This is a genomic window from Parabacteroides sp. HGS0025, from assembly GCF_000969845.1.
Lineage (GTDB): Bacteria > Bacteroidota > Bacteroidia > Bacteroidales > Tannerellaceae > Parabacteroides > Parabacteroides gordonii.
Map to the genome: position 1 here is coordinate 2,747,555 of NZ_KQ033902.1, position 14,218 is coordinate 2,761,772.

The window sequence follows — 14,218 nt, forward strand, 5'->3', positions numbered from 1 at the left end:
TATTTTTGTTAGTTTGTAATATATTTTGTTCCTTTACAACTGTTTAATACAAAATATAACACTATGGCAAAAATTACGGTAAAAGACACGGAGGTAACAGTTATCAAAGTGAATGAGGAAGATTATATCTGTATTACAGATATGGCAAAGTTTAAAGAGAGCGAAGTTCGCGCAGCAGATGTAATAAAAAACTGGATACGAAATCGTACTACACTTGAATTTCTTGGAACATGGGAGCAAATGTATAATCCGGATTTTAAAGTGGTCGAATTCGACCACTTTAAAATGGAAGCCGGGCTACACACATTCGTTTTAAGTGCAAGTACATGGATCGAAAAGACAAATTCCATAGGACTTCTTGTCAAAGCCGGTCGTTACGGTGGAACATATGCACATAAAGATATTGCATTTGAGTTTGGTTCCGCAATAAGTCCGTCTTTTAAACTCTATTTAATCAAAGAATTCCAACGCCTCAAAGCCCAGGAACAAGCTCAACTCGGTTGGAGTGCCAAACGCGAACTCTCGAAGATCAATTACCACATACATACTGATGCCGTTAAGCAAAATCTGGTTCCGCCGGAATTGACGATGGCGCAAGCATCCGTTATATATGCCAGTGAAGCCGATGTACTTAATGTTGCCATGTTTGGTCTGACAGCCAAAGAATGGCGCGAACAACATCCTAACCTGAAAGGAAATATCCGTGATTACGCATCCATCAACGAACTGATCTGTTTGTCGAATATGGAAAATCTGAATGCTGTATTCATTGACGAAGGCCTGACTCAAAAAGAGCGTCTTTTGAAGTTGAACCAAATAGCCATTTCGCAAATGAGAATCCTGGAGGATACCGGCAACCGACGACTCCTGAAATAAAAATCTTTTCCCTTATCAATCGCATCTGTAAAAAATAGCAGATGCACCTAATAGTTACGCAGCATCCTGCCGGGTGTTGCGCAGCTTTTTGTGTGTCTGAATGTAATTGTTAATGTGCGTAAAAAAGTAAAGAGACAAGCACGAAAATGCAATAAAAATGGATATGAAGAAAATAAACATAGTAAATGACAATCAAGAGTTGATAAAAAAAGAAAGTGTCTCTTTCTTATGTAGAAAGAGACACACTATCAAAATGATTGATTATTATCCGTTATCGGGTGCTAAAGTAGCAACTTTTAACGAGTAGAGCAAGAAACGTGGCCTAATTTGGCTACAAATTAATAATATTAAAATTACGCCATCTTTTGAAGCGTAAGCGATCATTGAAATATTACTGCATTAAGTCGTTGTAAAACAGTGGTTAACAAAAATCGTCAGTCCCATGTCTCTTTCTACATAAGAAAGAGACACAAGTCGAAGTTGGTTTTAACATAAATGTAGTAGTGAAAAAATGATAAAAGGATGGTGAGTATAGGACGAAACTTAGAAACGAAAGGAGTCATTATGGCACTTTTAACACTGGTATTAATGAACATAAGTTGCGAGGACAAAATCGATAATCCGGCGGTGAATCCATCGGAGGGAAAGACTGTCGAAGTATCTCTCCATATCGGATTTGCAGATGAAGCAGACGGCTATACCGTTGCCACTAAATCCGGCACATCAACCGGGAAAGGAGCATTCAGTTACGAGCTACAACCTAATGCTATGACTAAAGGCGATGTTTCGGTAAAACCGGATCTACTCTATAATCTGGAAATACAGCAATACGATCAATCCGGCAAACGCATTGGTGGAATGCCAAGCGCAGTTATGCAACAGGCTACAGGTTCCGCCATCACCCTTTCTTTGGTCGAAAATCCCGACTGCCAGCTGGTAATTGTAGCTTGGGGCGACGGTAATACAAGCCCACGCCTGGGAACAGGCAACACACTGGAAGCCGTCCAAAAATTATCCATAGATGCATCCATAATCAATAATATCCCTGTCGATAATATGAACAAGATGCCTTATATTTTACACCTCGAACATGTAAAGGTAAGTAGCAGCGGCAAACTTCAAAGTGTAGATGGCGAAGATGTCCGCCTGCTCCTTAAACGGTTAGCTGCCCGGCTGACACTGAACTGGACATATTCAGTGAGTGGTGAAGCCGATGGTTATGAGTTGAAGCAAATCCTGCTTGAAAGCATACCTACTAACTATAACGTAATCCCCAAGCCTGACAAATCGGATGAAACCTATCCGTCGTTGCTCGATCAGTTTACAACGATACAAGTCGATCCGTCCGGTAAATCTTCATATTCCTGCTGGATCCCAGCCAATGTACGTGGAACGAACCCGGCAGCCACTTCTCAGAGCTACCGTATCAAGTCGAATGCCCCGACAGGCAGCTCGTATGCCAGCTTCATAGCCGTTAACGGTGAAGATGCAAAGAAGAAGCTCAACTACCGTGTCTATTTGGGTGGACGTACAACATTCGATTTTAATCTTTACAATAATACGAATTATAACTACGAAGTAAACTTCACCCATACAGGCTTACCGACCAACGACCGTCGTGTAACGATCATCGACCCGATACCCGCATCTGAAAACAACGATAACCTGGTACCGACCGCCAACTGCTTTATGGTGACTCCCGGTGGGGCATTCTGTTTTAACCCGTACAAATTCTATCAGCAAGGAATAACGGTTGAGAATAGCCTGCTACAAGGCAGTAACTGGTGTAATGTTGTGGACGGAACGATCGGTACTCCGATCAAATCGGTTAAAGTTCTTTGGCAAACCAAAGAGAATGGCGATATAGGCGACCCGGTACTGGGGGTAGTTAACTCTTCAACCGATCATACAAATATAGTAGACCTAACCAATGGTAATGACTTGAAAAAAGCCCGTATCTATTGCCGTGTCGCTCCAAACACGACAGGAGGGAGTGGGCTAATCGCCGCTTATGATGATGAAAATGGAACAGGAAACATTCTTTGGAGCTGGCATATTTGGGTAACTGACTATAGACCTGATCCAAAAGGAAATGTCACAGTAGTTACACCGGAATACAAACGAAAACAAAAATATACTTATAACAGCGACCAATTCCCCATGATGGATCGTAATCTAGGAGCTTTTGCCGGTTATACGGATGTACCTTCTAACCAGTTGGGGATGTCGAAAGCAAATGGATTTCATTATCAATGGGGAAGAAAAGACCCTTTTCCCAGCAGTTACTCTGCCAGTATAAAGAGTGAAGTTTCAGGGGTAAGTAACCTTTCACCTGTTCCGGATATGTTGAATCAATATGGACCGGATGGTTTGTCATATATTGTTAAGCAGGGTATAACTCAAAATGTGACACTTCAGGAAGCTTATCGGCATCCAACAGTTTTTTATTATTGGGGATCAACTTCTGCGTTTACCACTGCAAACTCATGGAATGACTCTTATAATCATAAAACAATTCACGATCCTTGTCCGGCTGGTTGGCGTATTGCTTCAAAAAATAATTATAAAGCATTATTTCAATCAGGAAGCTTTGCTCTCAATACTTGGGTTACAGGCAATGCAGTGAGTCAATCAACTTCTCAGATAGACGGTGGCTACGTGTTGTATTATGAAGCAAAAGGTTCCGGAAACACTACTTATTATAGAATGGCCGGTTATAGAGTTAGTACTGATATTTTCAGACATATAGGAGAGTGGGGATTTATATGGACCAGAGAGGAAGGAGGTTCTAATTATCAGGGTAGTTGCTTTAATGTAAAAAGTAATATTGATTCAAACTGGGGTGTTAATATGAGGAATAATATGAACAAATGTGATGCACATACAATCCGTTGCATTCAGGAACAGGAATAGCTGGTAAATAGCAACTGTTAATGTGCGTAAAAAAGTAAAGAGACAAGCACGAAAAAAGTAATAAAAATGGATAGGAAGAAAATAAACATAAAGAATGACAATCAAGAGGTGATGAAAAAAGAAAGTGTCTCTTTCTTACGTAGAAAGAGACACGGTGTCAAATTGCTTGAAAATCTAACTGTAACGGCTGCTAAAGTAATAACTTTTAACGACCGGGGTAAGGTTTTGGTAACAATTTGATAATATTAAAATAACGCCACCCTTTGAGGCGTAAGCGATCATTGATTTACTATTGCATTTAAAGCGCTGAATGACAGTTGCTAACAGAACCTGTCGGGAGCGTGTCTCTTTCTACGTAAGAAAGAGACAGTTCACAACTGTTAAATTAACGCTTTTGTAGTAGTAAATAAATGATAAAAGGATGGCTAGTATAGGACGAAAATTAGAGAAAAAGGGAGTTATTGCAATGACACTTTTAACACTGGTATTGATAGGAACAGGTTGCGAAGATAGCATCGACAATCCGGCGGTTCGTCCGTCGGAGGGAAAGACGGTCGAAGTATCTCTCCATATCGGGTTTGCAGATGAAGTCGACGGCTATACTGTTGACACTAAATCCGGCACATCAACCGGGAAAGGAGCATTCAGTTACGAGCTACAACCTAATGCCATGACTAAAGGCGATGTTTCGGTAAAACCGGATCAACTCTATAATCTGGAAATACAGCAATACGATCAATCCGGCAAACGCATTGGTGGAATGAATAATGCAGTTCCGCAGCAGGCTACCGGTTCCGCTATCACCCTTTCTTTGGATGAAAACCCCGACTGCCAGTTAGTTATCGTAGCCTGGGGCGAGGGCAATACAACCCCTCGTCTGGGAACAACCAACAAACTGGAAGATATTCAAAAGCTATCCATAGATGCTTCCGTTATCAATGGTATCTCTCCTGAAAATATGAACAAGATGCCTTATATTTTACACCTCGAACATGTAAAGGTGAGTAGCGACAAACGACTTCAAAGTGTTGACGGCAAAGATGCCCGCCTGCTCCTTAAACGTCTGGCTGCCCGGCTGACATTGAACTGGACTTATTCATATAGCGGCTATAAAATGAAACAAATCCTGCTGCAAAGTATTCCACTTGATTATAAAATAGTACCGGCGCCTGATAAGACAGAAAAGACTTATCCCTCATTACTGGATCAATATACAACAATACAATTGACAGAAAACGAAATAGCTACTAACGAATATTCTTGTTGGATACCCGCCAATGTACGCGGAACAAATTCGTCTGCCACCTCACAGACCTATCGTATCAAATCGAATGCCCCGACAGGCAGTTCGTATGTCGATTTCATCGCATCCAATGCTACCGAAGCAAAGAAAAAGCTAAGTTACCGTGTTTATCTGGGTGGTGCGGAATCGTCGGACTTTAACCTGCATGGAAATACCGATTACAACTATACAGTGAGAATACAGCATGATGGCCTGCCGATCAACGACCGTCGTGTAACGATCATCGACCCGATACCGGCTTCAGAAAATAATAACAATCTGGTTCCGACTGCCAACTGTTTTATGGTGGTTCCTGGTGGTGCTTTCTGTTTCAATCCGTATAAATACTACGTAAACGAGACAGTAACCGAAAATTCACTGTTAAAAGGTTGGTGTTCGTCTGAAAAGATCCAATCGGTTAAAGTCCTGTGGCAGACGAAAGAAAATGGCGATGTTGGCGATCCTGTCTTAGGTACTGTTAATTCATCGGAAGATCATACGAATATAGTCAATGTCAGCAATGGAGACGATTTTGATAAGGCTCGTATCTATTGCCGTGTTGCTCCAAACACAACAGGAGGAAGCGGTCTCATTGCTGCCTATGCCAGTACTGACGGAACAGGTGATCCTCTTTGGAGCTGGCATATTTGGGTAACAGATTATAATCCGGATGCAAAAAGCAATGTAACTGTATTGACCCCGGTGAACAAACGGAAACTGAAGTTTACATATAATAATGTAGCAGATCAGCCTCCAATTATGGATCGAAATTTAGGAGCTATGGCCGGTTTTACACTCTCAGATCCACCTCGTGATCAATTGGACATGTCAAAAGCAAACGGTCTTCATTATCAGTGGGGGCGAAAAGACCCGTTCCCAAGTAGTTATTCGGCTGATCTTATTTCCGTTGTTAAAGGATTGACATCGAAAACTATACCGCCCAAAGGGATGCTTAATAGATATGCTCCTGACGGGATCACGTATGTGCCCTTGAACAGTGTAACATCTAAAACAACAGTCAGAAATGCTTTTCAGCATCCGGCAACAGTCTATATTGCGAGTTCAACTGCTATAGATTGGTGCAGTGAAACTTCTGCTATACCAACATTATGGAATTCTCCCGATACTGAAGCCGGGACAAAGACGTTTCATGATCCATGTCCTGCAGGTTGGCGCGTTGTTTCCTATAGGCATCTGCGTTCGTTTTTTACAGTTACACCTAATTCAGATGGAACAATCGGTGGAACACAAAATATAGTCAATCCAACGACATTCAGTGCAGATGGAGGAGTTTATTTTTATTATTCAGCAAAGGGGAGCGGTGAAGCGACATATATACGTATGACTGGTTATTGGAGATATGCAGATGAATTTCATTATATAGGGCAAAGATCTAATTGGTGGTTACGGGAACATATTGGTATTGCCGGGAAAGCTAATTATGGTTTCTATATAAATGGAACAACCAGTACGATGAATGCAGGAATATCCAAAGGTTGGTATCCTCAGGATGTCCATACCACCCGTTGCATTCAGGAATTGGAATAGCAATAATAACAAACAAAACACTCGTTGCATTCGATATCGATGCAAACAGCAAGCGTTCTTTGACATGATGAGATTGATAGGAAAATAGAGACTGTTATGTAATTATAGACAGAAAATATTGTATATTTGCCATCAACAATATAGAAACTAAATAAATAAGTCATGAAATCAACAAAAGAATACATAGAGCTTCTTCGTCAATTCATGCAACAGAAAGGAGCCAAATATGGAATTTCCAGAATGGGAATTTTTGGTTCAGTTGCACGAGGAGAGCAAAATGAGAATAGTGACGTTGATATTTTGTTTGAAGGAAAAGCCAATCTTTTACTCCACATTCGTATAAAAAATGAATTGGAGGAATTGTTAGGGAGCCCCGTTGATCTGGTTCGTATGAGAAATCAATTGAACGGGACATCACTAAAGCAATCGATATTAAATGATGTGATCTTCGTATAATCATGACGTTACGCATACTTGATTTACTCACACAAATAGAAGAATCCTGTTGTATAATTCAACAAAGAACATCAGGAATAAATACTTATCAGGATTTTTTACTGAGCCCTGATGGCATGTTTATTCTGGATGGAGTTTGCATGAAGCTTATTTTTATTGGTGAAAGCGTTAAGAATATAGATAAAATAACAAACCATACATTACTTATAAATTATCCGGAAGTACCTTGGAAAGATTTAATGGGATTACGGGATATTATTGTTCATCAATATCATCGAATAGATGCAGAAGCAATATTCGATACACTTCAGAATGATATACCTAATCTGTTAGCAACGATAAGCGAGATAAAATTGATTTTATCTTCTCAGTACTAAACAATAAACTTTATATTCCTATCAATCGCATCTGTTAAATATACCAGATGCACCTAATAGTTACGCAGCATCCTGCCGGGTGTTGCGCCACTTTTTGTGTGTCTGAATGTAATTGTTAATGTGCGTAAAAAAGTAAAGAGACAAGCACGAAAAAAGAATAAAAATGAATATGACGAAAATAAACATAGTAAATGACAATCAAGAGGTGATAAAAAAAGAAAGTGTCTCTTTCTTCAGTAGAAAGAGACACACTATCAAATTGGTTGATTATTATCCGTTATCGGGTGCTAAAGTAGCAACTTTTAACGAGTAGAGCAAGAAACGTGGCCTAATTTGGCTACAAATTAATAATATTAAAATTACGCCATCTTTTGAAGCGTAAGCGATCATTGAAATATTACTGCATTAAGTCGTTGTAAAACAGTGGTTAACAAAAATCGTCAGTCCCATGTCTCTTTCTACTGAAGAAAGAGACAGTTCACAACTGTTAAATTAACGTTTTTGTAGTAGTAAATAAATGATAAAAGAATGGCTAGTATAGGACGAAAATTAGAGAAAAAGGGAGTTATTGCAATGACACTTTTAACACTGGTATTGATAGGAACAGGTTGCGAAGATAGCATCGACAATCCGGCGGTTCGTCCGTCGGAGGGAAAGACGGTAGAAGTATCTCTCCATATCGGGTTTGCAGATGAAGTCGACGGCTATACCGTTGACACTAAATCCGGCACATCAACCGAGAAAGGAGCATTCAGCTACGAGCTGCAACCTAATGCCATAACGAAAGGCGATGTTTCGGTGAAACCGGATCAACTCTATAATCTGGAAATACAGCAATACGATCAATCCGGCAAACGCATTGGTGGAATGCCAAGCACAGTTACGCAGCCAACAGCTTCCGCCATCAACCTTTCTTTGGCTGAAAACCTCGACTGCCAGTTGGTTATCGTAGCCTGGGGCGATGGCAATATAAGCCCTCGTCTGGGAACAAGCAACACACTGGAAGCCATCCAAAAGTTATCCATAGATGCTTCCGTTATCAATAATATCCCCACCGATAATATGAACAAGATGCCTTATATCCTACACCTCGAACATGTAAAGGTTAGTAGCGGTAAACTTCAAAGTGTTGATGGCAAAGATGCCCGCCTGCTCCTTAAACGTCTGGCTGCACGGTTGACATTGAACTGGTCTTATTCATACGGCGGTTACACATTAAACCAAATCTTACTGGAAAGTATTCCTACTAACTATAATGTAATCCCTAAGCCTGACGGATCAGATAAAACCTATCCGTCGCTGCTTGACCAGTTTACAACGATACAGATTAATCCGTCCGGTAAATCATCCTATTCCTGTTGGATACCCGCCAATGTACGTGGAACAAATCCGGCAGCCACTTCGCAAACCTACCGTATCAAGTCGAATGCCCCGACAGGCAGCTCGTATGCCAGCTTCATAGCCGTTAATGGTGAAGAGTCGAAGAAAAAACTCAATTACCGTGTCTATTTGGGTGGACGAACAACATTCGATTTCAATCTTTACAATAATACGAATTATAACTACGAAGTAAACTTCAATCATACAGGATTACCGACCAATGACCGCCGTGTAACGATTATCGACCCGATACCTGCATCCGAAAATAATAATAACCTGGTTCCGACAGCCAACTGCTTCATGGTTGCTCCCGGTGGAGCTTTCTGTTTTAACCCATATAAATATGAGGTAAACGGGGAACCTACAGAAAATACCATGTTAAAGGGCTGGTGTGAGCCCGCAAAGATTCAGTCGGTGAAAGTCCTTTGGCAGACTAAAGAGAATGGTGATATTGGTGATCCGGTGCTGGGCGTTGTCAATTCTTCAGACGATCATAAAAACATAGTCGATCTGATAAATGGTGACGACTTTGATAAAGCTCGTATCTACTGCCGCGTAGCCCCGAATACAACAGGAGGTAGTGGAGCCATAGCTGCCTATAACGAAAGTGGCGAAATTTTATGGAGTTGGCATATTTGGGTGACGGATTATAGTCCCGATGCAAGAGGTAATAATGATGTACAAACTCCGGTAAACAAGCGAAAACTGAAGTTTGAATATGGCAGCTATACCAACAATTTTCCAATGATGGATCGAAACTTGGGTGCATCGGCAGGATATATAGAACTTCCCCCTGATGATCTTGAAAAATCAAAGACAAATGGTTTTTATTATCAGTGGGGTAGGAAAGATCCTTTCAGAGGGAGCTATTCAAATACTAAGATTTCTCAAGTTTTAAATACAGATATAAAGGCTAATGCTCCTACAAAGGGACTTTTGAGCCTGTTTAAAGCAGACGGACTTACTTTTTACCCAATGTCCGTTATTCAAAAACAGGTTTCTTTTCGGGATGCATATAAAGATCCGGGGAATATGTATAAAATACCTACAGGTTCTAATCAATGGATAGATAATGCTACAGATGATTACAGAAAAGCTTGGGGAGCCGGTATTGGTAAAGGTCTTCATGATCCTTGCCCAACAGGATGGCGCATTGCAACTATGGCCAATTATCGACAATTATTCAATTCTGGTGGTACGGGAAATCTGAGAGTAAAAGAGAGTACATCCGGCGGATATGTAATCTATTATGATAAAAACGGTGTGAATACTACTTACTTCTATCTGGCAGGTTATTGGTCACAGTATGGCCTGACAGGTATTAATGGTAGTATGTACATGTGGTGTGGAGATGCTTTAAGCAGGACTGGCGGTAGTGGCGGAATTTATTTTATGATGGAGGGGAATAAGACTGCTAAATTTCTGACAACAGGTAATGAGCGTGAATCTCTACTTGTCCGCTGCATCCAGGAACGGGAATAGCAACAATCATAAACAAAACATTTCGGCCTCGTGCCGGATCAAATAAACACTATTATTAATATTAAATTTCAACATCATGGAAGATTACAACAAAGACTATTACTGGGAGATTTACCTGCGTGATAACCCCCTGACGAAAGACAACACGAAAGACTGTGTTGCCGAAGTGAAAACCGGCCCGAAGACCCTCGATAAGGAAAGCGTAGCCAAGGAAATCAAACGTACCGGATCGGAACTGAAATTGCCGACTATTATTTCGGTAACCTCTCAAAACAGTGATATCATTCTCGAAGCCTTGTTGAATGGAGATAGCGTGCAGACCGACCTCTGCCAGTTCAGCCCGCGTGTCCTGGGTAATTTCGCGAGCTCGGAAGCCTTGTTCGACCCGGCTATCCACAAGCTGACATTCGACATTATCCCGACCAAGAAGCTACGCGAAGCGTTGAAACACGTGAAGGTGGTCAACCTTGGAGCAAAAGCCAGCGTGGCTCATATCGGTCTTGTAACGGATACGGCAACCGGCCTGTTCGACGGATCGATCACGATAAACGACGATATTGAGATTACAGGAAATAACATTAAAATAACAGGCGACGACGCTGTGGTAGGTGTCTTCTTCGTAGCCGAAGACGGCACAACGACGAAAGTAACCCGCCGTTTCACCCAGAACGACCCCAGCAAGGTGCTTGCCCGTGTTCCGGCGTTGGCCGACGGAAGCTATACACTGCGTATCGTTACACAGTTCAGCACCAACACAGAACTGAAAAACCCTCGTACGTTGGAATACAAGGACAAACTGATCGTTGGCAACAGCGGCGGAGGCGGAGAAGATGATCGTCCCGTAATCGAGTAATCGGTGAGGGGCTGTCACCCGCCCGAGTGAGGGGGTGTCACCAGGGCGGGTGACACAGTGTCACCAACGTTAGTGACACACCCTCACCTTACCGGGTGACATGGGGTCACCGGTAGCATCCGCCCGATATTGTGCACCCTTTTGTGCATCTTGAATAATTTATAAACAAAACAATATGAGACTAGATTACTTAGTTGCTAAACCGTTCCTGCTGGCCACCCTTCTTTTGTTGGCAGCCTGTCACGATGACGACAAGCCACAACATGAAGGAGAGGGGCAGCTGATGGTCACAGTCGACAATCCGGGCAACCAGGCGTTGACGCTCCGTGTCTTTGGCAAAGGACTGGAAGAACCGCTTGAAAACCGTTTCGAAGCCGGAAATACTGCCGACGTGCTCGAAGCATGGCTGCCGGTAGGAGCGTACGACGCACTGCTCACAGGCAGTTCGGAAGAAATAACACTCGACGCTACCGGCAGTTTCGATGCGGCTACCGCTATCGTAAATATCCCCGAAGGCTCTTCGACGATGCCTGCGCTCGATAGCCCCGTCTATGTAGCCGCCCATTCCGATATCACCGTTACCGAAGGAGAAAAACAGGAACTTTCCCTCACACCGGAAGATATCCGTCAAATCCTGCGCCTGACCGTGACAGTCTCCGACGGATGCATCACCGGCCCCATCGAGGCCACCTTGGGCAGTGTCGCACGGGAAGTAAGCCTGGTAACAAGCGACCCCGTTTCATCCGCCACCCTCGGCCTGTCCCTTCCGGCTCCCGGAGCGAAACAAACCAGCCGTGCCCTGGCCGGAATACTCGGTATCGTCTGGCCGCGCGAAAACGAATCGGCAACTACCGACAACGGCCATCTGCTGACACTCACCTGGCAGGCAGCCGACGGAAAGAAGCAAACCTATAGTGAGGACGTCTCCGGACAACTTTTCCGCCCCAGCCAATCTGGAGCCGATACGCTCGACCTCGCCGTCACGATCCGTGAAGAAGCTGCCAACGTCCCCATCCATTTATATACCGGAATCAAGACCCGCGCAATGATAGACGAGTTCAAACAAACGCCTGTCTGCATCGCTGCCGGAACCACCGCCGGACAATATACCGAAAGTTGGGACGGAACGGCAACCGACAATGAGATCCTGCTGATCCCCGAACGATATTACCCGGCTGATGGCTCACCGCTTTTCCTGCGCGGCTATCATCCGGTTGCCCCTCTGACCAACGGTGAAGTAAAATATACCCTGACCGGACAGGAAGATCTGATGCTCTCGGTTGAACAAAACGGTTCGCTGACCGACCGTTTCAGTGCCGCCAAGACACCGCTCACGTACAGCCACCTGCTCTCGCAACTCAATTTCACGCTGCGTCTGAAAGGAGCCCCCAAAAACTACCGCGTCCGTTCGGTACATCTGAACGGGATGGCAGCATCAGCCGTCGTCAACCTCTTTTCGGGTAAGGTCGAACCCATCGGGACGGCTGGCCCTGTGGTAGTGTATTCCGATCCGGGGACAGGCGGTTTCCCGATAGTGGACGGAGTGGTTACGTTGCCCGGCTATGTACTGGTGCAGCCCGAAGCCAGCCTGTCGCTCGACCTGGTACTCAACATCGACGGTAATCCGGCAAACGACTTGTCATTCAAAGATCTCCCCGTGCAGTTCGGTGAGGGAGGAACGGAAGGCGGTAGCGCCTATGAGGTGGAGATCTCGCTCGAAATACCCGACACGCCCGATCCTGCCCCCGATCCTGATCCGGCACCTGACCCCGACGATCCCGATGACCCGGTAACACCGGACATTCCCGACCCTGATCCCCCAACGCCCCCGACACCTCCGGAACCGGATGCAGAAAATGGCGTAAAGGTGACGGTCAAAGCCAAAGTGATCGACTGGAGCAAGGGGGACAGCGGTAACGTGGGCGTTTAAAGCTATCAATCAGATAAGAATATATATATCATTTATTATTAATAATTTATACAAGTAAAACATGAAAAAGATTTTGAGTATGGCAGCATTAGCCTTAGTGATGGCAGGCTGCTCGAATGACGACGAAAATGTAAAGATCGACAATGGCGAGGCGTCAAATGCCGTCGCTATCCAGATCAGCCAAAAGGTAGCAGGGGTAGAGTCGAAAGCGGCGATAACACCGGGAAGTACGATGCAGGCCAATATTATAATGGTGGATGCAGGAAGTGGTGATGCTAATAATCCGGACTTTACAGCATTTGTACCGAGGACGACTAATACTTTGACCGATAAAGCTGGCAGTAGTTCCGGAGAGAAAGAACTTGCAAACGATGCTGCCCGTGCAACCGTAGCTAACACCGAATTCAAAGCTGCGACTACTGTCGGTGCTAATATAGAATTAACTCCCACATTGTATTATCCGGTAAGTGCTAATACTAAGAAAACCTGGATATTGGGTGTTTCTCCGCAGGGAGATGTAGATGCGAGCAAGGTAACATTCCATGATGCAGATGGCTTACAGGATGTGATGTATGCGAAACATGTTGCTGCCGGTAGTTCAGGAACTAAGGAAAATTCTATTGCCCTTGAATTTGAGCATAAGACATCCCAGCTTACTTTCGTGGCACAACTTGAAGCAGAGTTGACTGGTACTGAATGGGCTGGAAAAACCGTTAGTGTAACGAATATTACTATCCAGAAAGCAAAAGTACCGGTTTCTATTGCATTAAGTACGGGAACAGTAACCACCACTGAAAAGAACCTTACAGTTGCTGGCTGTAAGACCGGACTCACAACGACAGCCTGTGCCCCAAGTGAACCTGTAATGGTTGCTGCGACTACAGATATATTGGTTGATCTGGAATTGTCTGTAGGCGGTACTGCTAAAAAGTACACTAATTTGAAGGTTTTAAATGCCTCAGGCCAACCTCTGACAACATTGGAAGGATATTCTCATGAAATCACTTTCACGATTACAGCACCGGTAGAAGCTACTGGCGCAGAAAAGATTGCAACATCAGCCAAGATCGTAGACTGGAAAACAGGTGATGCCGGAAACGTCACAATCAAATAATCCAATT

At 43.6% G+C, this 14,218-nt stretch carries 10 protein-coding genes; all 10 read left to right on the forward strand.

Annotation, left to right across the window (positions count from 1 at the left end; translation table 11 throughout):
• The first annotated feature begins 63 nt into the window (after positions 1–63).
• Positions 64–876, forward strand: coding sequence for a KilA-N domain-containing protein (locus tag HMPREF1212_RS10770; RefSeq protein ID WP_046149353.1), 813 nt, complete (start codon positions 64–66; stop codon positions 874–876).
• 588 nt (positions 877–1,464) lie between these two features.
• Complete coding sequence (locus tag HMPREF1212_RS10775; protein ID WP_232430076.1) at positions 1,465–3,789, forward strand: fibrobacter succinogenes major paralogous domain-containing protein; 2,325 nt, start codon at positions 1,465–1,467, stop codon at positions 3,787–3,789.
• A 66-nt stretch (positions 3,790–3,855) separates the two neighbouring features.
• On the forward strand, positions 3,856–4,029 hold the full coding sequence (locus HMPREF1212_RS26975) for a hypothetical protein (protein ID WP_157316996.1): 174 nt from the start codon (positions 3,856–3,858) through the stop codon (positions 4,027–4,029).
• Between the two features lie 226 nt (positions 4,030–4,255).
• A complete protein-coding gene (locus HMPREF1212_RS10780; RefSeq protein ID WP_232430077.1) occupies positions 4,256–6,619 on the forward strand; it encodes a DUF4906 domain-containing protein in 2,364 nt (787 codons plus the stop codon).
• A 162-nt stretch (positions 6,620–6,781) separates the two neighbouring features.
• On the forward strand, positions 6,782–7,075 hold the full coding sequence (locus tag HMPREF1212_RS10785) for a nucleotidyltransferase family protein (RefSeq protein ID WP_046149356.1): 294 nt from the start codon (positions 6,782–6,784) through the stop codon (positions 7,073–7,075).
• 2 nt (positions 7,076–7,077) lie between these two features.
• A complete protein-coding gene (locus tag HMPREF1212_RS10790) occupies positions 7,078–7,452 on the forward strand; it encodes a HepT-like ribonuclease domain-containing protein (protein ID WP_028729280.1) in 375 nt (124 codons plus the stop codon).
• 528 nt (positions 7,453–7,980) lie between these two features.
• Positions 7,981–10,314 (forward strand): DUF4906 domain-containing protein, encoded by a 2,334-nt coding sequence (locus tag HMPREF1212_RS10795; protein ID WP_046149357.1) that lies wholly within the window; start codon positions 7,981–7,983, stop codon positions 10,312–10,314.
• Positions 10,315–10,390: 76 nt separating this feature from the next.
• Positions 10,391–11,167 carry a DUF4469 domain-containing protein gene (locus HMPREF1212_RS10800; protein WP_028729282.1) on the forward strand — a complete coding sequence of 259 codons (777 nt, stop codon included), beginning with the start codon at positions 10,391–10,393 and terminating at the stop codon, positions 11,165–11,167.
• 175 nt (positions 11,168–11,342) lie between these two features.
• Positions 11,343–13,097, forward strand: coding sequence for a fimbrillin family protein (locus tag HMPREF1212_RS26880; protein ID WP_046149358.1), 1,755 nt, complete (start codon positions 11,343–11,345; stop codon positions 13,095–13,097).
• 79 nt (positions 13,098–13,176) lie between these two features.
• Positions 13,177–14,211 carry a fimbrillin family protein gene (locus HMPREF1212_RS10810; protein WP_232430078.1) on the forward strand — a complete coding sequence of 345 codons (1,035 nt, stop codon included), beginning with the start codon at positions 13,177–13,179 and terminating at the stop codon, positions 14,209–14,211.
• Positions 14,212–14,218 lie beyond the last annotated feature (7 nt).